At 42.5% G+C, this 21,808-nt stretch carries 21 protein-coding genes and 1 other annotated feature; of the genes, 6 read left to right on the forward strand and 15 right to left on the reverse strand.

What is annotated here, in order from left to right:
• Positions 1–36 precede the first annotated feature (36 nt).
• The 5 genes from AC4PHB_RS06405 to AC4PHB_RS06425 form a co-directional block, all read right to left on the reverse strand.
• The gene (locus AC4PHB_RS06405; protein ID WP_492135622.1) at positions 37–762 is read right to left on the reverse strand and encodes a hypothetical protein; all 726 of its coding nucleotides are present in this window, start codon (positions 760–762) and stop codon (positions 37–39) included.
• Between the two features lie 72 nt (positions 763–834).
• Complete coding sequence (locus AC4PHB_RS06410) at positions 835–1,311, reverse strand: flavodoxin family protein (protein WP_492135623.1); 477 nt, start codon at positions 1,309–1,311, stop codon at positions 835–837.
• A gap of 13 nt (positions 1,312–1,324) precedes the next feature.
• On the reverse strand, positions 1,325–1,714 hold the full coding sequence (locus tag AC4PHB_RS06415; protein WP_492135624.1) for an FMN-binding protein: 390 nt from the start codon (positions 1,712–1,714) through the stop codon (positions 1,325–1,327).
• Positions 1,715–1,846: 132 nt separating this feature from the next.
• On the reverse strand, positions 1,847–2,314 hold the full coding sequence (locus AC4PHB_RS06420) for a YbaK/EbsC family protein (RefSeq protein WP_492135625.1): 468 nt from the start codon (positions 2,312–2,314) through the stop codon (positions 1,847–1,849).
• Positions 2,315–2,320: 6 nt separating this feature from the next.
• Positions 2,321–2,911 carry an HD domain-containing protein gene (locus AC4PHB_RS06425; RefSeq protein WP_492135626.1) on the reverse strand — a complete coding sequence of 197 codons (591 nt, stop codon included), beginning with the start codon at positions 2,909–2,911 and terminating at the stop codon, positions 2,321–2,323.
• A 128-nt stretch (positions 2,912–3,039) separates the two neighbouring features.
• Positions 3,040–3,274 (forward strand) — a binding site (T-box leader).
• Positions 3,275–3,335: 61 nt separating this feature from the next.
• Between AC4PHB_RS06425 and AC4PHB_RS06430 the strand changes: the two genes are divergently transcribed.
• The 4 genes from AC4PHB_RS06430 to AC4PHB_RS06445 are packed head-to-tail and all read left to right on the forward strand — an operon-like array spanning position 3,336 to position 6,432.
• Complete coding sequence (locus tag AC4PHB_RS06430) at positions 3,336–4,310, forward strand: ABC transporter substrate-binding protein (RefSeq protein WP_492135627.1); 975 nt, start codon at positions 3,336–3,338, stop codon at positions 4,308–4,310.
• Between the two features lie 21 nt (positions 4,311–4,331).
• Complete coding sequence (locus tag AC4PHB_RS06435; protein ID WP_492135628.1) at positions 4,332–5,231, forward strand: ABC transporter permease; 900 nt, start codon at positions 4,332–4,334, stop codon at positions 5,229–5,231.
• The gene (locus AC4PHB_RS06440) at positions 5,197–5,964 is read left to right on the forward strand and encodes an ABC transporter ATP-binding protein (protein ID WP_492135629.1); all 768 of its coding nucleotides are present in this window, start codon (positions 5,197–5,199) and stop codon (positions 5,962–5,964) included. The genes AC4PHB_RS06435 and AC4PHB_RS06440 overlap by 35 nt, the downstream gene beginning before the upstream one ends.
• Positions 5,965–6,012: 48 nt before the next feature.
• A complete protein-coding gene (locus tag AC4PHB_RS06445; RefSeq protein ID WP_492135630.1) occupies positions 6,013–6,432 on the forward strand; it encodes an OsmC family protein in 420 nt (139 codons plus the stop codon).
• Positions 6,433–6,449: 17 nt separating this feature from the next.
• On the opposite strand, the gene AC4PHB_RS06450 is transcribed toward AC4PHB_RS06445, so the two are convergent.
• Positions 6,450–7,640: a hypothetical protein gene (locus AC4PHB_RS06450; protein WP_492135631.1), complete on the reverse strand. Its 1,191-nt coding sequence runs from the start codon at positions 7,638–7,640 to the stop codon at positions 6,450–6,452.
• An 85-nt stretch (positions 7,641–7,725) separates the two neighbouring features.
• Between AC4PHB_RS06450 and AC4PHB_RS06455 the strand changes: the two genes are divergently transcribed.
• Positions 7,726–8,967, forward strand: a complete 1,242-nt coding sequence (locus tag AC4PHB_RS06455) for a Y-family DNA polymerase (RefSeq protein ID WP_492135632.1) — start codon at positions 7,726–7,728, stop codon at positions 8,965–8,967.
• A gap of 11 nt (positions 8,968–8,978) precedes the next feature.
• Positions 8,979–9,242, forward strand: coding sequence for a hypothetical protein (locus AC4PHB_RS06460; protein ID WP_492135633.1), 264 nt, complete (start codon positions 8,979–8,981; stop codon positions 9,240–9,242).
• Between the two features lie 7 nt (positions 9,243–9,249).
• Here AC4PHB_RS06460 and AC4PHB_RS06465 read toward each other — a convergent pair whose 3' ends face one another.
• The 9 genes from AC4PHB_RS06465 to AC4PHB_RS06505 form a co-directional block, all read right to left on the reverse strand.
• Positions 9,250–10,500 (reverse strand): M48 family metallopeptidase, encoded by a 1,251-nt coding sequence (locus tag AC4PHB_RS06465; protein ID WP_492135634.1) that lies wholly within the window; start codon positions 10,498–10,500, stop codon positions 9,250–9,252.
• 125 nt (positions 10,501–10,625) lie between these two features.
• On the reverse strand, positions 10,626–11,315 hold the full coding sequence (locus AC4PHB_RS06470; protein ID WP_492135635.1) for a LiaF transmembrane domain-containing protein: 690 nt from the start codon (positions 11,313–11,315) through the stop codon (positions 10,626–10,628).
• Positions 11,316–11,451: 136 nt separating this feature from the next.
• Positions 11,452–11,847: a hypothetical protein gene (locus tag AC4PHB_RS06475; RefSeq protein ID WP_492135636.1), complete on the reverse strand. Its 396-nt coding sequence runs from the start codon at positions 11,845–11,847 to the stop codon at positions 11,452–11,454.
• 97 nt (positions 11,848–11,944) lie between these two features.
• Positions 11,945–13,171, reverse strand: a complete 1,227-nt coding sequence (locus AC4PHB_RS06480; RefSeq protein ID WP_492135637.1) for a M20 metallopeptidase family protein — start codon at positions 13,169–13,171, stop codon at positions 11,945–11,947.
• Positions 13,172–13,291: 120 nt separating this feature from the next.
• Positions 13,292–14,833, reverse strand: a complete 1,542-nt coding sequence (locus tag AC4PHB_RS06485; protein ID WP_492135638.1) for a diguanylate cyclase domain-containing protein — start codon at positions 14,831–14,833, stop codon at positions 13,292–13,294.
• A 122-nt stretch (positions 14,834–14,955) separates the two neighbouring features.
• Positions 14,956–16,017 carry an FAD-binding protein gene (locus AC4PHB_RS06490; RefSeq protein WP_492135639.1) on the reverse strand — a complete coding sequence of 354 codons (1,062 nt, stop codon included), beginning with the start codon at positions 16,015–16,017 and terminating at the stop codon, positions 14,956–14,958.
• 147 nt (positions 16,018–16,164) lie between these two features.
• Positions 16,165–18,810 (reverse strand): pyruvate, phosphate dikinase, encoded by a 2,646-nt coding sequence (gene ppdK, locus AC4PHB_RS06495; protein ID WP_492135640.1) that lies wholly within the window; start codon positions 18,808–18,810, stop codon positions 16,165–16,167.
• A gap of 240 nt (positions 18,811–19,050) precedes the next feature.
• Positions 19,051–19,539 (reverse strand): COG2426 family protein, encoded by a 489-nt coding sequence (locus tag AC4PHB_RS06500; protein WP_492135641.1) that lies wholly within the window; start codon positions 19,537–19,539, stop codon positions 19,051–19,053.
• Between the two features lie 91 nt (positions 19,540–19,630).
• Complete coding sequence (locus AC4PHB_RS06505) at positions 19,631–21,793, reverse strand: hypothetical protein (protein WP_492135642.1); 2,163 nt, start codon at positions 21,791–21,793, stop codon at positions 19,631–19,633.
• Between the last annotated feature and the right edge of the window lie 15 nt (positions 21,794–21,808).

Raw genomic sequence — 21,808 nt, forward strand, 5'->3', positions numbered from 1 at the left:
CATCTTTATGATAACAGAAAGGAGAAAGGAAATCTATTAAATAGTCCACTGTCCATGGATTATCCCAACAAGATACCACGAGCCTGATACATCCTCGAAAACAAGTTTGAGGCTTCTCCAATCTATCCCTCCATATTGCGGATCGAATCCAGTGAAATGGAATTCGACAAACTCAGCGTTTGGGTAGGCAGTGTCGACATTATTCAAAGAGTTTCCCATACCGATCTTATTATTTATTCCTATCATATGAGGATCCAGAAAATCCTCATCATAGACGAAGCTCTGATGATAGCCAGGGTATGTCTGGTTTATCGGGTTCCCTGATCCATCGTAGCTCCCCCATAGGTACATCGTATTATCCTGAGCTAGTCCTGCAACCTGTGCTGCAGTAAATACCAGGTTAGCCTGGGTATCTACGTAATCATAGGGGGTAAACCTCAGCCCAAGGCTGGGGTGTACATAGTCGCTGACCCCTGACATATCCATGGTTTTTAAAAGCTCCACAACCTCCAAGGCAGTCGTCAACAGCGACGCTCCTTGAGTTGGGCCTGCAGACGGCAATGGTTCTGGCTCCGGCTGCTGTGCTTCCTCCAGCTGGGCCTGAAGATCCTGTACCTGCGACTGAAGCTCAGCTATATCATTATTCTTCGATTGAAGCTCTGTATTCAACTCCTCAACCAGAGCTTCCTGAGAAGTATCGGTGCACCCGGAAAGTACCAGAACTGCTGAAATAAATATGGCTATAAAAATTTTCTTCTTCATGTCTTGACCACTTCCTTTTACTGATTTGCAACATTTTTACCCTAATTTACGGGCTTAAATATGTCAATTGGGTTACATCAGGTCAGTTATATTTTTAATCAGAGTCTCTATCTGTTTTTCTCTTTTCCCGCTTCCCCAATCTATTATGCCGGTAAATCCAACATTTGCTCCCTTTTCACGGCACATTTTATCCATTTGTCCAATTGCACTCTTCCCACCCAAAAAGCTATAGGGAAAAGCATGTGTCACAAACATTGCCACGTTTTTACCTTCAATACCTTCAGCTTCTTCAAAAAATTTCTTGATGACTGGCGATGCTTGGAATCCTCTTACCGGGCCGGCTACGATCAGGCTGTCAAACCCCTTGAAATCAGGGATCGACTGGAGATTTATCTTATTTACGTCCTGCTGATTTCTGTCCTCTCCTCCGACGACCTGGAGTCTGAAAATGTTAGCTTCATGACCTTTTTCAGATAGGCTTCGTGAAAGTTTTTCCGCTACAGATAAGGTATTCCCTGAAAATGAATGTACCACAATACAAATTTTCATTTTTCCTTCCCTCTTATCTTGCCTTTAGCAAAGCAGCCTCTATTGCCTTAAGGATGACCCTGCTGCTATAGGTGGCGCCTGATACGCTGTCAACCCTTAGACTTTGAGCCTCAACCACATCCTCGATAATTACCTCCGCAGGCTGTCCCATACCGTTTCCATGATCCAGAAGAAGTATATCCTCTATCCTTCCTCCCTCTATTCTTACTTCTACTGAAGCCGATACAGGAGGCACTGAATACTCCCCGACATATGTACCATCTTTCAACTCACTTGGGTCTACATCCTCAATGCTTGATTCTACCAGTTCGTTCAGGTTTCTGCTTAGATACGTATACATACCTGAAAATAGAAGAACAAGTACAAGTGCTATGATCCCAATGATTTTAAGTAGCTTTTTCAACCTCCCCACTTCCATTTCCCTTGGATTTAACAACCACTTTAAAGTGGTGCCATATATATTATAGCAATATTTCTCAGGATTTATTCAGTTGTGATAAAAAAATCACCAGCTTTTTTGCTGGTGATCATTCTATTACTTGCATACATCTACCCACTGTCCACAGGTAACCTTTTCCAAAAGATCGACATCTATCCTAAGACAGGTGCTTGGTCCACCTGCTGCGGGAAATACATGGTCATATACCTTCATCGACTGGTCCAGATATATATCCAAAGGCCTGGACAGACCAAAGGGGCATACGCCGCCCACAGGATGACCTGTAGCTTCGAGCATCTCCTCTCCGCTGATAAATCTTGGCTTTTCCTTAAAGTGATCCTTGAATTTCCTGTTGTCGAGGCGTACATCCCCCTTGACAACAAGTATTATGTCCCTGTCCTTAAGTCTTATGGCCATTGACTTTGCTATCCTTCCAGGTTCAACACCAAGAGACTCAGCTGCAAGCTCCACAGTAGCCGTACTGGTTTCCATTTGCAAAATCTCGATATCCAGTGCCTTATCTTCTATGTACTTTCTTACGCTTTCAACAGTCAATTCCTTCACCCCGCTTTACCTTTTCGTGATCAATCCTCTTTGATATGCATCCTCAAGCATATATTCTACAAATTCCCATAGTTGATCTGAAGTCCCCTTCAAAGGGCTGATCCGCTTGAACACATCACCCTGAGCAACACCGAATTTTCTCCAGGTTCCCCCGCCATTATAGTAGTTGTTCAGCATCGGCTGAAGCCTATCCATTGAGGCTGCAAATTTTGCCTCTGGAGTTTTCATCTCTTCAAATTCGTCCCAAAGCTCCCTGAAAAATTGGCCCTTTTCTTCACCAAGCATGCCAAATATCCTGTCTGCAGCCTGTAGTTCCCTATCTTTTTTGTCTAGGTTTGCGGCTGTATCATAGCAAAAGGTATCACCTGCATAAAGTTCTACAAGGTCGTGGATAAGAAGCATCTTTATCGCTCTGTTGACGTCGAACTCCTCGTTTGAATACTCAGAAAGTACCATCGTCATAACGGCTATGTGCCACGAGTGCTGTGCATCATCCTCTCTTTTGTCCTCTCCAATCAGGCTTGTTTGCCGAAGTATGGTTTTCATCCTGTCCAGCTCAACTATGAACTCTATGTCTTTTTTTATGCGTTCATTCATAGAATCATCTCCCCGTATTTTTTACTAAAGCTATTTTATCACATTAAGCGAAATATTTCCTTTACAAAAATATTTTTGAAAAAAGTGTTGACAATATTGACAGTGGGAACTATGATTATATTCAATACATAAAAGCGTTGAAGGAGAGAAGCGCATCCGTGCATATTGATAGAGAGTCAGGAAGGGTGGAAACTGACAATAGCTGGATACGATATACACTCCCAAGCAGATTTGCCAAAAGATTTCGAGTAGGCAGATCCGGAGGCCCGCCGTTAAAAGGGACAGGATTGTTAGATCCGAATGAGAGACGGCTTAGCCGTAATATGGGTGGTACCGCGTGAGATTAAATCTTTCGTCCCTGTGAATTTAAACGATTCATGGGAACGGAGGATTTTTTTTATTTACTAAAAAAGGAGGAGCAAAAATGAAAAAGAGAGGTATTTTGAAGGCAGTCGCAATTATTACATTGGTGGCATTGATGGGAGGATGTGCTGCAGGAGGTTCATCAGAGGAAGAAAAGATTGTAATTGGAATCAACCAGCTAGTTGAGCATCCGGCTCTAGATGACGCAAGGGAAGGTTTTATCAAGGGTCTGGAAGAGCTGGGAGTAGAAGCGGAGATCGTATACCAAAATGCTCAGGGTGATATACCTACATCCCTTTCCATAGCACAAAAATTTGTATCCGATAAGGTAGATCTGATTTACGCAATAGCAACACCTGCTGCTCAAAGCTCCAAACAGGCAACCTCGGAAATACCCATTCTTTTCAGTGCAGTTACAGATCCTGTTGCCAGCGAGCTAATTTCATCCATGGAAAGTCCTGGTGGAAACGTCACTGGAACAAGCGATGCAACTCCTATGAAGGAACAGCTTTCAATGTTCAAGAAGCTGGACCCCTCAATAAGCAAAATCGGTATCCTGTTCAACACCAGCGAGAGCAATTCAGAGATCCAGGTCGCACAAGCCAAGGAGCTTGCAGGTGAGCTAGGTCTTGAGATCGTAGAAATGGGAATAGCAAACATAAATGATATACCACAGGCAATGGATTCACTTATAAAGGATATCGATGGATTCTATGCGATCACTGACAATATGGTCGCTTCAGCCATAGCTGTCGTAGCTGAAAAGCTAAACTCCAACGGAATAATCTCTGTAGGTGCTGAAGGCTCCTTCGTCGAGGGAGGGTTATTGGTAACTGACGGTGTGAGCTACTTTGAGTTGGGAAGACAGACAGCGAAAATGGCTAAGGCTATTTTGATAGACGGCAAGTCACCCTCAGAAGTCCCGGCAGAAAAATCTATAGGCACAACCTCAGTATTCAATAAATCTACTATGGAAGCTTTGGGCGTAGATCCCTCAAACGAAGTTTTCGAGGGTGCAACAGAAGTGGGACAATAACAACAATTCAGGAGGCAGAAGATGAACGAACTGATACTGACCTCTCTTGAGCAGGGACTGATTTTCTCAGTCCTTGCAATGGGAGTGGTCCTCACCTATAAAATACTCGATATGGCCGATCTGTCCGTGGAAGGCACCTTCCCCCTTGGTGCCTTCGTATTTGCACGGTTTGTCATGGGAGGAGCAAATCCATTAGTATCAACCCTATTGGCATTTGTCTTTGGAGCCGGAGCAGGTCTTATTACAGCCTTGCTTTTCGTTAAGCTTAAGATCAGGCCCCTTCTTTCGGGGATACTTACCATGACAATGCTTTACTCCTTCAACCTGCGGCTGAATGGCAAAGCCAATATACCACTCTTTGGCTCAGGTACTATATATCCCGAAGGCTACAGGCTGCTGGTCCTTATTGGAGCTATCATATTGGTAAAGCTCGTTCTTGACTGGTTCTTAAAGACTGAAACAGGCTATCTTCTCATAGCCACCGGAGACAATGAATCTTTAGTTCGATCCCTGGGAGAAAACAGCAATAAGTACAAGATCCTGGGCTTTATGCTGTCAAATGGCCTAGTTGCAGCAAGTGGTGCGATGATGGCTCAATACCAGGGCTTTGCGGATATAACTATGGGGAGCTCTATAATCGTAGTAGCACTGGCATCCATTATTATCGGTGAAACCGTAGGAAAAAGCTCAAGAAAGATAAGTCTTACCCTCAGAGCTGTAATTGGCGCAATGGCCTATAAGCTTATGGGCGGCGTAGCTATAGATCTGGGTTTAAGTCCCACTGACCTTAAGGCTATAAGTGCAATAATAGTAATAGCTTTTATATCATATAACAATTTTTCGTCACCGGTGTTTAATAGTCTAAAAAAGCAGGGAGGTAAGACGGTTGCTGGAAATAAAAAACCTTTGGAAGAGTTTTAATACAGATACTGAATTTGAAATACCTATTTTCAGAGGCTTCAACATCTCAATTGAAAATAAATCACTGACTGCGGTCATTGGAGCAAACGGGTGCGGTAAAAGTACTCTTCTGAACCTTATAAGCGGAAGCTTACGTGCTGATGATGGAGAGATACTACTGAAGGGAAATAACATAGCTTCGCTGCCCGAGGAAGAAAGGGCTTTGCATATCGGCAGAGTCCACCAAAATCCATCAATGGGTGTGGCGCCAAGTCTTACCATACTTGAAAATCTTTCCCTTGCAAGCAAAAAAGGTGAACCCTTCGGCCTTAAAAAGTTGATTCGAAGCGAGCGGCTGGATATGTTCGTGTCCCTTCTAAAGGATCTCGACCTAGGCCTTGAGGATAAACTTAACACCCAGGTTAAATTCTTATCGGGAGGCCAGAGACAAAGCCTTTCGCTTATTATGGCTGCAATGAAGCACCCAGATCTCATGCTTCTTGACGAGCATACTGCAGCTCTTGATCCAAAGACCTCTCATGTCGTAATGGAAAAGACGCGTGAGCTCCTTGATAAATATCATATAACTACTATAATGGTGTCCCACCACATGGGTGATGCAATAAAATATTCCCAGAGAGTGGTTATGCTGGACAAAGGAAAAATCGTCCTGGATAAGCCAAGCTGCAGCACCTCGGAAGAAGAGCTGCTGGCGATCTACCAATCAAAGCTTCAGGAAAGGATTATAGCCTGATACTTTTGGGTAATATCTCCTTGATTGAATTGAAAGGGGATGTGAGTTTTGTCAAAAACCAAATTAAAGGCAAATATCATTGGAAATATGGGCTGGGAGATGGATATAAACGGCCACCACTTTATAACAGATGCAGCTGTTGAATCAGGAGGCAATGACCTTGGGCCAAGGCCTAAGGCTATGCTTTTGGCAGGACTTATCGGCTGTACAGGAGTAGATGTTAAGATGATCCTTGACAAAATGAAGGTTGCACCGGAGGACATCCATATTGAGGTAGAAGCTGAGGCCTCTGAGGAAGATCCAAAGATATACACTGACATACACCTGAACTATATATTCAAGGGCAAGGACCTCCCTCTGGATAAATTGGAAAGAGCAGTAAATCTTTCTCTTGAGAAGTACTGCGGAGTAACTGCAATGCTTGAAAAGGCAGCGAATATAACACATGCAATAATTGTAGAGGATTAAAAAGCTCTGCTCCCAACTTACGGGAGCAGAGCTTTTTTGTATTCTTTCTGCCTTCTTGTAGCTTCTACTAATCCAAACTCTCCTATCCATTTCCAATAAATCTTAAGACTCAACGGAAGCTCAGTTATTATAGCATTATTCTTTTCTAAGGCTTCTCCTTCAAGGACGACAAGTCCCTCTCCCAATTTTTTAAGCCAAAATATAAGCGCCTCCTGATCCGTCTCAGACAGCTCATCCTTTATAAGAATTACAGGCTCTATGCCTCTCTTCCTTAAGGTTGAAATATCCTCCTCCATCTCTATCCAGGTCTCAGGATCCTTGGGAAGCGTGAATCTAAGAACCACCGCTTTTAGACCAATATCTCTGAATCTGTTTAATGCTTCCTCCCACTCGGAAAATCCCCATACGCCGGCAGCTATATAAGTCCCCTTGAGATCTCTTTCTTCAAGCACTGAAAGTAATTCTTCAAGTCTCTCCCTATCCTGAAAAATATCCATATCCTTAAGGTATACTGTTGATCCCCAATTATCTATATCTGAGGCAATCTCCTCAATTGGTCTGAGACCGTACCCTTCCTTTCCAATAAGCCCGTTCTCATTGAAATTTACCCTCTGCTGAGAGTGTATCTCTCTTACTGATGGATACTGCAGAAAATAATAGCCATCCCTCTTTATCGATCTTGATTCCATTGGCTTTAGAACATATCCTGAGAATCCCTTGTCGATCATGACAAGCTTGTTTTTTATCTCATCAAGACTTCTCTCAGTCTCTATTCCTATAAGAGTTTCCTCAAGCTGCTTTACCGGATTACCTACATATACGAGGTCAAAGCTTGATGGGTTTGCCTGAGCTGCAGACTCTCCCGCGGCTGCAATGATTGAATTTGAAGAAGCTTCTCTGGAAAGCAGAGCCTGCTCAGAGGCAGCCGTCTCCTGCCCTCTTTCGACCCAGAACACTATGAGATCCGGCCTGAAGTCCTGAAGACCTCTTTTGAATGAACCCTTTTCAACTGCAAAGTCATAAATGCCAAGCTCCACTCTATCCTTAAGGTATGCAGGTATTTGTCCAGCAAGCAGAGCTAGTTCCGCGGGTTCCTGAAGTCTTACGACCTCTGCCCCCTTCTTTCCTGCTCCGATCCCCGGTCTTACAAAAAGAACCCTCACATGACCCATCTCCTTCCCATTTTCTCTATATTCCCATTTTATCACGTTTTCCGGAGCATACAATCTTTTTATTGACTTCGAACATATGTTCTGTTATTATGAGTACACAGATCATAAAGAGGTGTTAAAAATGTCGGAAAGGATAGTTTTTCACATAGACGTAAATTCCGCTTACCTTTCCTGGGAAGCTGTATATAGACTTCAGCACGGCTCTCCCATTGACCTTAGAGATATTCCTTCCATAGTTGGAGGCGATCAGGAAAAGAGGCATGGGATAGTTCTTGCAAAATCTATACCCGCAAAAAAATTTGGGATAATAACCGGAGAGACCGTCCATTCAGCCTTCGAAAAATGCCCTGAGCTTGTTATGGTACCTCCCTGCTATCCACGCTACATAAGGGCCAGCGATTCTATGGTGGAGCTTTTGGACAAATATTCTCCGTTTATCCAGAGGTATTCCATAGATGAGGTTTTCCTTGAATACATTGATACTGAACGTCCTTTCATGGAAGCCGCCTCGGAGATGGGTAGTAGGATCCGTGAAGAGCTTGGCTTTACTGTTAATATTGGCATAGGCCCAAACAAGCTGTTGGCTAAAATGGCCTCAGATTTTTCAAAGCCTGATAAGATCCATACTCTCTTCGAAGACGATATCGCTGATAAGCTTTGGCCTCTTTCTGTCGAGGAGCTTTTTATGGTAGGTTCAAGAACCAAGAAGAAGCTAAATGGCAGAGGTATATTCACGATCAAGCAACTGGCTGAGCTGGACAGGGATTACATCCATTCCTGGCTTAAAAAACCAGGCCTGCTGATTTGGGAATATGCCAATGGTATAGAATCATCCCCTGTGAGAAGCGGCGCTGTTCCCTTAAAATCAGTTGGGAATTCAACCACTATGCCATTTGATGTGGAGACAAGGGAAGAGGCCCATAAAGTTCTTCTGGCGATATCTGAAATGATAGGTCTTAGGGTTAGAGATCTTGACATGTGTGGCAGCGTGATTTCTGTCTCGCTTAAAAACCACCTTTTTTATCACTACTCACATCAAAGGAAGCTTCCTATCCCTACTGATTCGACTAACACGATCTACAGAATTTCAAGAAGCCTATTCGATGAAATGTGGCAGGGAGAGCCTATGAGAAATTTTTCAATCAGCCTTTCTCACCTTGAATCAAATGACTTCTTTCAGCTGTCCATGCTGGGCAGTCAGAATAAAAAGGAACAGCAGTTGGATGATGTGATAGACAGGATAAGGCTTAAATACGGGCAAAGATCAGTCTACAGGTCATGTTTCCTTCATTCAGGGATAGACCCCGTTATAGGGGGCGTCATTATGGAGGAAAGCTATCCTATGATGTCCAGCTATCTATAGGAGGTATACTTATGAAGGTCCTTATGAAGCCTGTTGAAATGATCGCCTGGTTCAATGACAAGGATTATCCGGTTCCTCTGAGATTTAGGTTGGATTCTGAGGACAAGGTACGGATAGTCATACGGATCGGGCGGATATTTTCCCAGGAGGAGGAAAAACTTGGCGGAAACAGGATGGTGGTCTATCGCTGTGAGGGCATAATCGGAGAACAGCAAAGACCCTTTGAATTAAAATATGAGATAGCCACCTGCCGGTGGTTTTTGTTCAAAATGTAAAGGAGGCTCATTGGCCTCCTTTTGCTATTTCTTCAAGCTCCTCCGTCATATAGAATCTGATCCTGTCCTCCAGAGAAGGATGGGTATGATACCAGAACTCGTAAAAGCCTGACGGTCTTGGGACTCCGAGGCTTGTTTCATACAGTTTCTCCATGGCTGTCACCGCTGATTCTCTGTCTCTTGTCATGGAGATCTCATAGAGATCAGCCTCTCTCTCAAAGCTTCTTGATACAGCATTTATTAAAGGCTGTCCAAACCAGTTGAAAAGATTCAGAAGAATGAGCAGCAGTGGAAGAGATGAGTAGCTATGAAGCTTTGTAAAGCCAAAGGCTCCTCCTGAGGCCTTTACTACCCAGCCTGAAGATAGATGTATAAGAAATAGGATCAGGAAGGTGCCTGCTATGCCAAGTCCTATTCCCTTCCAAACATGGTTTCTTACATAATGACCCATCTCATGGGCTGTTATGCTGACTACCTCTCTCTCGTCAAGATTGTTTATGGTAGTATCCCAAAGCACGATCCTTCTTGAGGAAAAAATTCCGGTCATGTAGGCATTCATTGTCTTTGTATCCCTGCTTTTATCGACGACGAAAATATCTGCATCGCCGATCCCTCCTCTATGCAGCATCTCCTGGATCCCATTTTTAAGAGATCCCTCCTGGATAGGTACATATCTGCTGAAAAAAGGATCTACGACAAGAGGAGTGATGAATACCATAAATATTATAACTGGTATCATCAATAGTCCTCCCCTCCACCACCAAGTTTCAGGGTATCTTTGTATAAGTCCGTATGGGACCCACAAAAATATAGCCATCAGACCATTATTTACAAGAAAGCCCTTTAAGCTAAGCTCGATCCACCTCAGAATAGTCTGGTCTGTAAGTTCATATCTATGTCTTAGGATAAACGATCCGTAAAAGCTGAAGGGTAAGTTGATAAGGTAAACAATGCCCAGGTATGTCATCCCAAATAAAAGACCCGATAAAAATACACCTCTTCCCCTACTGGTTATTTGGAAAAGTCTTTGAGAAAATCCAGAGAACAAAAAAATCATGGGAATAATAAAGGATAATGGGAGCCTTATAGCCCATAGCCTGAAAGCATCCATTCTATAACTGTAGGCTGCCTCATCAAGGTCAGGGTACTCCTGCCTGAGAGACTGGATATTTTGGTACTCAGCTCGAAGCATGAATCCTGCAAATACAATTAATAATACGATTAAGAAAACAGCTGCGGCTATAAGTTTCTTGTCCATGAATACTCTCCTGAATTCTAATTTGTGACTTAGGTGAAATATACCCAGAGTTATGATCCTGAAATAAAAAAACTGGCAGGAGATGTTTCACTGCCAGATTAATTTGCTGATAAGACTTGCATCCGTTAATTTATCTCTACTCCACCCATTATTGCAGTACCCTTAACGATAAGCAATGGAGCTGTCGGATCTGCTGGTCCCATTGCTTTATTGGTGAAGGCTCCCAGTACAGGAGTACCTTGTGCCTCTACCCTCCAGTGCCTTGGCACATGGATCTCTACTCCTCCTGCTATGGCTGTTGCCTCAATATAGCACTGGGCTCCTTCCATATTTGCCTCTCTGAGATCAAGCTCTATTCCGCCCATGATGGCAGTGAGCTTACCTCCTCTGAAGCTTTGAGATGTATTTACGTTCTCTATTCCAGACATCAAAACAGTGTGATCCACGAAATCCTCATTGGTCCGGTTTTTATTCCAATTCTCTGAGCTTACGCCACTTCTATTGGACATCACTCCCTTGGAGAAAATTAGGTTCCCTCCTATCAGGATCAATATAACAGGGAAGAAATACTTGAACACGTCCCTGGTTATCATATCCAGCCTGCTTAACTGGAAAATTACACCTATTGAAATAACTATTAGACTTCCCAGCTTTGAAGATCCCCTATCAACAAGCCCAACTAAGCCGGCTATGATTATTATGCTCGGCCAGTAGGTGCTTATTACATTTCCAAAGTCCAGGTACCCCAGCTGATCCCCAAGAAATCCCGCTCCAATAAGTATAAGCAATACTCCTACAAAATATCTACCTTTCATTTCGATCCTCCTCAATACCCTATTTCAGTGGATTGATACCCAAATTTTTATATAGCACAACGAATAATAAATGCGATCGACAATAAATGAGTAGATCCCTCGACTGTGCTCGGGATGACAGGATGTGTTGTCATTCTTACGCTTTCCTTATAAATGTGCTCCTGCACTTTGGACAGTTGATGTTCACTCTTCCCTTACCCCTTGGAACTCGGAGCTTCTGCCCACAGCTTGGGCATTTAAAGTATTTATATTGACTTCTATTTTTTGCTGTTTCTTTGTATCCGGCAGTTTTTCTTTTAAGACTGCCAAATAAGCCTAAAAATTTCTGATTTTCTCTATATCTTGCACTAGTGTTCTTTGAGAACATTCGCAGATATCCAAGCACTAATATTATTATCCCCAGTGTATTCAACACAGAGCTTTTAAGTAATATGCTTCCCAATATAACGGCTATACTTGAAGTAAACATAGCATTCGACAGCTGGTCCAGCCCATATCTGCCTATCATAAACTTCTGAATCCAATTTTTCACTCTATCCTCTCCAATGCTGTTGTATGGTAATAATTATACCATCAGGAGACATTCAGAGCAAAGAAAAACCCCGGGAAAATAAACCCGGAGCTTTGAACTAATTATTCTCTTCAAGCCATCTCTTTGCAAAATAAGCATAATACGCTGCTCCTTTGTAAAACTGACCTTCATCAAAGTCAGTTTTAGGGTGATGATGCGAAAATGGATATCCCTTGGATGGGCTCCCCATCGAAAGTATTGCCATAAATGATGGTATCCTTTCACTTAAGAATCCGAAGTCCTCTGAGCCGCCAAGCATTCCATCATCCATATAAGGGTCAAGCATCAGTACTTCTTCTTCGCCAAAGATTTCTTTGCCAACAGCAATCCCAAAATCTCTCATATACTTATCATTTATAACCGAAGGACACTGTATTGTATATTCAACCTCTGCTGAGCCTCTAAAAACTGCCGCAGTACCCTTGGCGATCTCAACCAGTCTGTTCTTCATGAATTCCCTGGTTTTAGGATCCATAGTTCTTATTACACCAGATATATTTGCTGTATCGGGTATAACATTTGCTGCCAAGCCACCGGACATCTGCCCGATCACACAGAGTGCTTTTTCTCCTGGCTTTATCTCCCTGCTTACAAGCTCTGAAAGCGCCAAATGAGTTTGTGCAGCTATATTTAGGGGGTCAACTGCCGTATGGGGCATAGCGCCATGGCCGCCTTTACCCTTTATATAGATATGAAACTGGTCAGGAGCCATCGATGCTGCTCCTTCTCTTGGTATAAGAAGCTTCCCATGCTCTGCCTCGATACCTGAGAATACATGGATCATCATAGCAGCATCTACCTTTGGATCCTCAAGTATCCCCTCTTGTATCATCGTCTTCGCACCTGTAAGAACCTCTTCACCAGCCTGGAACATAAGCTTGACACTTCCCTTAAGCTGGCTCTCTATCTCCTTTAAAAGCTTCGCTGCTCCAAGTAGAGTACTAGTATGGACATCGTGCCCACAGGCATGCATAGCTTCATTCTCCGAAGCAAATTCCAGTCCTGTCTCTTCTTTTATTGGAAGTGCATCCATATCTGCTCGCAATAGGACAGTTTTACCTTTGGATGGGTCTCCAATAATGGCAACTACTCCCCCTCCGACTACCTTGGAGTCTATGCCTATTTCACTAAGTTTTTTTTGTACGAAGTTGATAGTATTCGGGAGCTTCATGCCAAGCTCAGGATTTTTGTGCAGCTGCCGTCTGTTTTCTACCAGTTCATTCTGAATCTCTTTTGCTCTGTGAATTATAGTTTTATCATGTGTCATATCGATCCATCCCTTCATAATGATCCTCATTACTTCTTCAAGGTAAAGCTTTTATGCAAAAAGGTAATTAGATACAGTATAGCAAAAAAGGAGCATTTGTAAAGAAAAATCCCTGGAGAATCTCCAGAGATCTTAGTATTAAAACACCTTAGTTCCTCTATTTTTACCACTTCTCTTCGATTGATACAATCCTTCATCAGCCCTTCTTATAGCATCATTATAGCTGGCATCGGAATCAAGGAAGCTGGTCGCACCAATAGAGACCGTTATTTTAAGCTTCATGTCATCATTCCTGCAAGTGGAATTCTCAACGGCCTTAAGTACCTTATCCATAAACTGGTCGAGTTTCCCCGGAGCAATATCTTTTGTAAATAAAATGAACTCTTCTCCTCCCCATCTGAATAAATGGTCATATTCGCGTATTACATTCCTTATGTTATCAACAACTCTTATAAGAACGTTATCTCCGGCCTCATGCCCATAGGTATCATTAACATTTTTGAAATCATCTAAATCCATGACGAATAAGTTGTATACCCCACCATCTGACCTGAAGTCTTCAAATGCCTTTGATATGGTTTGCAGGGCAGCCCTTCTGCTTCCGGCTCCAGTCAAAAGGTCTGTTTCAACCTCTGTAATCAGCTTTTGAGTAGAGCTTTCAAAGTACCTATTCTCAACACTTAGAAATACAATTGCTCCAACTAAGGTCATTGCTGTACCTAAGAGGGCTATGACCCACAATATAGTTCCTCTTTCTTTATCTACAGCTTCCCTAGCATCCATTATGTAATCTTCAATTTTATCATTGTAGATACCCATTGCTACTACCCAATCATATTCTTCATATAGCTTTGCAAATGTCAGCTTTTTCTCTACGGTATCGGTTGTAAGCTTTTTGAAATAATAAGAGAAGAAAAGCTCGCCGTTCTCCCTTATACCCTCTAGCTCCTCCTGGTATGGCTTACCCCCGGCAATATCCTCCATATCTGTTGAAAGTAAAGTACCTTCTGTGTCTTTCAAATTTGGGTGGATAAGCCTTTTTGCATATCCTTCCCCACCTCCGTAATTGATGATCTCATTAACCCAAATATACGAGTCCTCAAAGTACATATCATTGTAAAGTCTGTTTCTTAATGCATCCTCTACCATCAGCTTCACACTGCTGTCCAATGCACCTATTAGAATATTGTATTCTAAGTACACTACTTCTTCTGAGGCAAAATATTCCCCAATAATATCTCCTTGTCTGTAATCGATAGCTGTTGGGCTTTCGTAGATGATCTGCCCATTAGAATCCTTGATTATTATGACCAGGTCGTCGTTTACTCCCCCTGATTGGATATACTCCATGAGATGACCAATACCATAGTCATTAGTGTGGCTCGCAATGAATAACTTCAGCCTATTGATCCTTGCTTTAAACCTGACTTCATTGAAGCTCTTAAGCTCATCAATATACCCTAGAGTATTATTTACCGTATCCTTGAGTAGGCTTTTTTTGATTTCAACTATCTGATTCCTTGTGTTCTCTGATTGTATAGTATTGATATTCTCCAACTGGTAGACGAACACCAATATTAAAACAAGTGTAAAAATAATAAAAATACCAACGACAAAAGCCAGGTATCTCTTCCTTACCTGGTCCATCTGTCTAAATGCATGCAGTATATTTTTAAACATCATGGATCTCCCGTTATGATTTCTGATATTCTGATTTTACCAGAGATCCAGAATAAAAGGAACTGAAACAACAGCAGATTTATGATCGATTATATTTATAAGAGTATTTAGAATGCTGAAGTCTATTTTAAACTGATTATTCCCGATTTTATGACAGCTCCTCTTATATACGGGATATACATTCCCGGAGATTTCAAATTTTTAAGTAGGATATTGAGTCTTACCCTTATAGCTGTTCTCGAATACCTCTCGGCACAGCCCTCCAGGTTTTCCAGGATGCTCTCTGCGGCAAACTTTGCAGTCCTTAAAGCATAGCTGATTCCCTCTGCAGAGCTTGGACTGATTGCACTGGATGCCTCCCCTATAAGCAAGGCTCCCTCATTGCCAAATATCAAGCCACCTTGATTACTTGGCCTGTTAACAAGAGTACCTTCAGATTTTATCCTATTGCCAAATACAAATCCCTTTTGTTCAAGCTTTCCTTTTAAGATATGGAACCTTTCCAAAGTCCTGTTCTTTGAAGGCAAGGCGGAACCAATAAGAAGCTTACCCTCCTTTGGTATCACCCATGAATAAAAATCCGTCACATTTTTATCGAATACAGCAGTATAATATGGAATATCTGAATCTGCTTCGTACCATTCCTGTATAGCTGCATAGGTTTTAGGTTTCTCTGCCATTCCAAATAGTCTTGCTCTGACGATAGAAGAGGCTCCATCAGCACCAACTACTATCCTTGCTCTGATCCTTTCAATCCCGGATTTAGTTGCACATATCAACTCATACCCCCGGTCCAGCCTATGTATATCCCTCAATAAAGTTCCCAGTCTGACCTCACACATTTTCTCACTCCTTTTCAGGAGCCAATTATCAAAGCCGCATCTATCGATATTTAGATAAAATCTCTGATATATGCTTTCAAGGTCATTGTCAAAATCAATTACTTTTACTGCAAATAATTGCGGTCCTACAAATATACTCTGAGGTACTACTAACCCTGAGCTTGCAAGAATCTTCTGAGCATCAGGCGCCAGTAAACCTCCACAGCATTTACCCTCTCTAAAATGACCACTTTTCTCTTCAGGCTCTCTTCTGTCTATTAGTATAACTTTGTATTTGCTGCCAATTTGTGATGCAAGCGACGAGCCTGCAGGGCCAGCTCCGACTATTGCTACGTCATACATATCCAACACCTCTTGTTTTTTGTACCATCAAATTAGATGATAGCACGATATTTATTGTTTATCAATAAATATTTATCTTTATGATGATGGATACATAAAAAAACAGCGCCTTTTGTTTATCAAGCGACGCTGTTTAAGAGTCTCTATTTACTTATCCAGCTGAAGATTCATTCTTTCTTTAACTACCGCCTGAGCAGCAGCTAATCTAGCTATTGGAACTCTGTATGGTGAACAGGATACATAATCAAGTCCTATCCTGTGGCAGAATTCCACCGAGCTTGGTTCTCCCCCATGCTCTCCGCAAATTCCAAGCTTGATATCAGGTCTTGTCTTCCTACCCAGATCAACTGCTATTTCCATCATTTTACCGATGCCCCTTTGATCAAGTACCTCAAAGGGGCTCTTGGCAAATATTCCCTTGTCGACATAGTCATTCAGGAATTTTCCTGAGTCATCTCTGGAGAACCCAAAGCCCATCTGGGTAAGGTCATTTGTTCCAAAGCTGAAAAATTCTGCCTCTTTGGCTATGTCGTCGGCTGTTATGGCAGCTCTTGGAACCTCTATCATTGTTCCGATCATATACTTGATCGAGTCGTTTCTTTGCCTGAATACATCCTCTATTTCAGCTAGTACTTCTTTCTTGACGTAGGTGAGCTCATCTGCATCACCGATCAATGGGATCATTATCTCCGGCACTATCTCGATCCCATCATTAACCTTATAATCCAGTGCAGCTTCGATTATTGCCCTAGTCTGCATCCTATAGATCTCCGGATAGGTTACTGCCAGCCTGCATCCTCTATGGCCAAGCATTGGATTGACCTCCTCAAGTGACTCAATAGTCTCCCTAAGGTCATCTGCTGCTATGCCCATTGATTTTGCAAGGTCCTCTATATCCTTGGCGTTACTTGGCAGGAACTCGTGCAGCGGAGGGTCCAGAAGTCTTATTGTGACAGGTCTTTCTTCCATTATCTGGTATATCTCATAGAAATCTTTTCTCTGAAGCGGCAGCAGCTCATCCAGAGCCTTTTTCCTCTGCATCTCAGAATTTGAAACTATCATCCTTCTGACTGCAGGTATCCTTGCCTCGTCAAAGAACATATGCTCTGTTCGGCAAAGGCCTATACCCTCAGCACCAAACTTCACGGCCTGTGCTGAATCCTTTGGTGTGTCGGCATTAGTCCTAACCTTAAGCCTTCTCACCTCATCAACCCAGGACATAAACTCTCCAAAATGACCTGAGAGCTCTGGCTCGACCTTTGGTATGTCGCCTAAGTATACAGTACCACCGCTTCCATCCAGTGATATATAATCCCCTTCTCTGAGTGTAACGGAGCCGGATTTCATTGTTTTTTGAGTCTCATCGACTCTTACCTCACTGCAGCCCGCTACACAGCACTTACCCATGCCTCTTGCAACGACGGCAGCGTGAGATGTCATACCTCCTCGTGCCGTCAGGATACCCTCAGCCATGATCATGCCCTCTATATCCTCCGGTGAGGTCTCCTGTCTCACAAGAATAGCTTTCTCTCCTCTTCCCTTCGCTTCTACAACGTCCTTTGCATGGAAGTAAATCTTTCCTGAAGCGGCTCCGGGAGATGCTGGAAGTCCCTTTGCTAGGACCTCGGATTCAGCAAGCTTTTTAGCGTCAAATGCTGGGTGGAGAAGCTGATTAAGCTGATTGGGCTCGATTCTTAATATTGCTTCATCCTTCGCTATTTTACCTTCGTTGACAAGATCAACTGCTATATTTATGGCAGCTTGGGTTGTCCTCTTTCCTGTTCTAGTCTGAAGCATAAACAGCTTGCCCTTTTCTATTGTAAATTCTATATCCTGCATATCTCTGTAGTGTGACTCAAGAATATTGGTAACCTTTCTGAATTCTTCAAATACCTCTGGCATTACCTCCTCAAGCTCTGAGATCGATTTAGGTGTTCTGATTCCAGCCACTACATCCTCACCCTGAGCGTTCATAAGGAATTCCCCATATATCTTGTTTTCTCCGTTTGCAGGGTTCCTGGTGAATGCAACTCCTGTTCCTGAAGTATCGCCCATGTTGCCGTAAACCATTGATTGGACGTTTACTGCTGTTCCGAGATTTCCAGGTATATCATGAAGCCTTCTGTATATTACAGCTCTTGGATTGTTCCATGATGAAAATACAGCCTCAATAGCCAGCTGCAGCTGCTTTATTGGATCCTGTGGAAATTCCGCCCCCATGTCCTCAAAGTATACTCCCTTGAAACGTCTTACCAGCTCTTTAAGGTCCTCAGCATCCAGCTCAGTATCAAGATGGACACCTTTATCTTCCTTCATTTTCTCCATAACTTCATCAAATTTCCTCTTGGGGATACCCATAGCTATATCAGAGAACATCTGAATGAATCTTCTGTAGCTGTCATAGGCAAATCTTTCGTTTCCTGTTGAGGATATGAGACCCTTTACTGCATCGTCATTAAGTCCCAGATTAAGTATTGTGTCCATCATACCGGGCATTGAGAAGACTGCGCCAGATCTTACCGATACAAGCAGTGGATTGGACTGGTCGGAGAACCTCTTGCCAAGGGTTTTTTCAACCTCTGCCAGATGCATGTATATCTCATCCAATAATTCAGGCCACAGCTTTTGACCCTCGTCATAAAATCTGTTGCAAGCCTCTGTTGTTATTGTGAACCCTGGAGGCACCGGAAGTCCGATATTAGTCATTTCTGCAAGGTTAGAACCCTTACCTCCCAGGAGGGACTTCATCTCCTTGGAGCCTTCTTTAAAGCTGTAAACATACTTGTTCCCCATGTCATTACCCCCTAAATGTTTTTCAACCATCGATCTGCCTGCGGTAGTCAATATCAAACATTATAGCACAGAATTATATAGTATGTCACATTAAAATATTTAGTATGTATTATATCCCATGCCGTACTATGCCTATTGCTCTTATATTACCCCGCTTTTGCAGTATCAACACCTTGCCATGGCAATTTTGAACCAATTCCCGAAATTGTTGTAAAAAAAGAACTGCCTGGTTCGGCAGTCCTACATTAAAATATTAATTACTCCATGGCTTAAACTCGTAATTATTATTGTAGCTATGATATTACCCACAAGTATCGATGGAAATGCCCACTTCAGCCTCATATCAAGTAAGGCTGCAGCGAGGCTCCCACTCCAAACTCCGGTTCCAGGCAGTGGTATAGCAACGAAGATCAAAAGTCCCCAGGCTCCGTACTTCTGTATCCTGTGGCCGTTATTATTTATCGATTTGTCCGTAAGATGAGAAATCAGTTTTTTGAAAGTCTTTGTCCTTCTCAGATAGTTGAATATTGGTCTTATAGTAAGCAATATAAACGGTACTGGAAGCATGCTCCCTGCAAGGCTTACAATGGCTGCGTGCAGCGGGGTCATCCCAAGGGAAACTCCCAGCGGTATGGCACCTCTGACCTCGATCAAGGGTATGGCCGCTGTTAAGAATACCGTCAGTTCAACAGTCAATATATCAATAAGGCTTTTAGCTATTCCCAACATTCTCGCTTCTCCAATCAATTTGATGCGATGCTAAGTCTCGTATCAGTATAGACAACATTATGTTCGATGTCAAATAGCCAGTTGACCTTATTTATGGTTTTACAATTTCGTAAGAATATGTTCCTCCCCAGCCGTCAGTTGGATAGCTTCTGGTAGTGGTTTCAAGGAAATACTCATCCTTTTCCGGATCATATGACTTTCCTGTATAGCTTTGATTCCATTCTGTCTTCCCATAAATCTCGAGGTACAGGTGCCCTCTGGATTTATTTGGTTCTCCATATGCCTCAGCAATTCTAAAATCGCCTGTCAACGATCTCTTGACGTCATATTTCTCATAATCTATTCCACTGCCTGCTTCTTCCAGGATTCTCCAATTAATAGTTAAAGTACCAGAACCCTCATTTCTTGCTGCATCGAAACTACCTCTGATCTGAGCGTTTTCAAGAGTTAGAGTCTTTCCCGGACTAGGTGTACTGAATATCAAGGCATCGGGGATCTTTATTATCTTACCACCATTAAAATCTACATTTATAGTACCATCGCTATTGATAGGGATAGTATCCATGAAATATCCTATAGCCTCATACTCCAACTCCGGCGTATAATCGACAATACCCGCAACACCGTTGATCTTCAAGGTCATTAGCAAATCGGGTGCAGGCTCAGCATATCCAAGTTCTACAAGCTTTTCTGTATATTTCTCTTTTCCGTCTGGTTGGGTATACCATATTTGACTAAGAATTGCTATCGTCTCAGCTGAGATCTCACCTTTATCCGGCAGGTCTATATTCGTCATCTTTGATTTAGTGTCCTTCAGTATCCTTGCTTTCAGCCTGAAAAGCCTGTCCAGCATTTGCTCCAAGTCTGTGTTTTCAGTGAAGCCGTATCTGTATTTTTCAAGAAGGTTAGCCTTTCTGTACACCTCGATTAGCTTAAGGTTCTCATTTTTTATCTTTTCGATCTCGCTCTCGCCTAGAACTCTTTCTTCAAATTCCTTTTTAAGACTATCTTTAGCCTTGGCTCTTATTCCTTCAAGGACTTTTTCACCCAGCTGATCAGGTGCAACCCCCATCCTTGCAGCTTCGTCTGCTATTGCATCTGATAGTACCTTGGTCTGCAGCCCTTTCATCTGTGACCATACTTCCTCAAAATTTCCTTTTTCAGCATTATATCCCCACCATGGAACATTACTTTCAGCGCCATTCTTATATACTTGATAAGCAGCCTCAAGCTCCTGGTCCTTCCATCTTGCAATTTGTCTTTCGGTAATTTCTGCAGCTGTTTTTAACATCTTTGTGAGAGGATATGAATCAATTATTTCATTTGAAAGGGCTTTCATCGCTTCAGTATACTCCCCATTAACCAGATGAGTAGCCATCTGCACTCCAGTGCCTATCTTGCTTGCATGTTCAGTCACATTGGATAACATCTCGCCTGCAACAGATTCTGGATATTCGCTGATGATATCCACGATTTTTTCTCCAGCAAGCAAAGCTATAGTCTGAGAGTATGCGTCGACATTGCCTTCGGAATAATCGTTTAGAAGATTTATGTATGCATCCTCCTTTAAAACTGCAGCTATTATATCCTCTTCCAGCGTAGGGTTCCCACCCAGCCCCATCTTATTTGTCAAAATATCTTTTATCAAGGATTTTGTCTCTTCATCTATTGCAGTATTGCCATTCCTGGCATTCCATTGCTCCAAAGCATTGCTTTCAGAAAATTTATTTATTATTTCATCCTTTTCAACCTGTGCCTTTGAATAAGTACTGAAGTGATAGGTCTCGAATGCAATAAAACTCTGTTCAGTATCCACTAATGAAGGTTTTATGAAGTCCCAGTCAGAGCCATTATAATACGCACCCCATATCTCATTCCCATCCTTTATCATCTCTACTTCTTCAGTACTTAGGCTCATTTTGACTGAGATAGGAGCATTGAATCTTTTTGATTCCTGGTCTACATCTATTTTTATGGGTGAGCTAAGCAGCTGTGCTCTATTTTTGTCTGGTATTTCATACTCATCCACTGGAGACAAAGTTATGGTTTGACTATTCTCAAAGGCTTCCTCAGAAATGTCCAGAGTTATCCCGTTAGATTCGATATCTCCGATTGCTGCCCCAGAGCTATCAACTTTACCGATCAATGGTTCTGTGAAATTAAAGCTGCTCTTGACTGTATTTTGCCCTCCACAGCCTGTCGATAAGCCTGTAATAATACCTATGATAAGTATATAGCTGACGGTTTTCCTCATACTCTTATCCCTCCT

It is taken from the genome of Gudongella sp. QWL-04, from assembly GCF_058683975.1.

Bases quoted from the DNA above. Each gene is read 5' to 3' on its own strand.
- AC4PHB_RS06405 (WP_492135622.1), bottom strand. From the start codon at position 762: ATGAAGAAGAAAATTTTTATAGCCATATTTATTTCAGCAGTTCTGGTA.
- AC4PHB_RS06410 (WP_492135623.1), bottom strand. From the start codon at position 1,311: ATGAAAATTTGTATTGTGGTACATTCATTTTCAGGGAATACCTTATCT.
- AC4PHB_RS06425 (WP_492135626.1), bottom strand. From the start codon at position 2,911: ATGAATGAACGCATAAAAAAAGACATAGAGTTCATAGTTGAGCTGGAC.
- AC4PHB_RS06430 (WP_492135627.1), top strand. From the start codon at position 3,336: ATGAAAAAGAGAGGTATTTTGAAGGCAGTCGCAATTATTACATTGGTG.
- AC4PHB_RS06435 (WP_492135628.1), top strand. From the start codon at position 4,332: ATGAACGAACTGATACTGACCTCTCTTGAGCAGGGACTGATTTTCTCA.
- AC4PHB_RS06455 (WP_492135632.1), top strand. From the start codon at position 7,726: ATGTCGGAAAGGATAGTTTTTCACATAGACGTAAATTCCGCTTACCTT.
- AC4PHB_RS06460 (WP_492135633.1), top strand. From the start codon at position 8,979: ATGAAGGTCCTTATGAAGCCTGTTGAAATGATCGCCTGGTTCAATGAC.
- AC4PHB_RS06465 (WP_492135634.1), bottom strand. From the start codon at position 10,500: ATGGACAAGAAACTTATAGCCGCAGCTGTTTTCTTAATCGTATTATTA.
- AC4PHB_RS06470 (WP_492135635.1), bottom strand. From the start codon at position 11,315: ATGAAAGGTAGATATTTTGTAGGAGTATTGCTTATACTTATTGGAGCG.
- AC4PHB_RS06480 (WP_492135637.1), bottom strand. From the start codon at position 13,171: ATGAAGGGATGGATCGATATGACACATGATAAAACTATAATTCACAGA.
- AC4PHB_RS06485 (WP_492135638.1), bottom strand. From the start codon at position 14,833: ATGTTTAAAAATATACTGCATGCATTTAGACAGATGGACCAGGTAAGG.
- AC4PHB_RS06490 (WP_492135639.1), bottom strand. From the start codon at position 16,017: ATGTATGACGTAGCAATAGTCGGAGCTGGCCCTGCAGGCTCGTCGCTT.
- ppdK (WP_492135640.1), bottom strand. From the start codon at position 18,810: ATGGGGAACAAGTATGTTTACAGCTTTAAAGAAGGCTCCAAGGAGATG.
- AC4PHB_RS06500 (WP_492135641.1), bottom strand. From the start codon at position 19,539: ATGTTGGGAATAGCTAAAAGCCTTATTGATATATTGACTGTTGAACTG.
- AC4PHB_RS06505 (WP_492135642.1), bottom strand. From the start codon at position 21,793: ATGAGGAAAACCGTCAGCTATATACTTATCATAGGTATTATTACAGGC.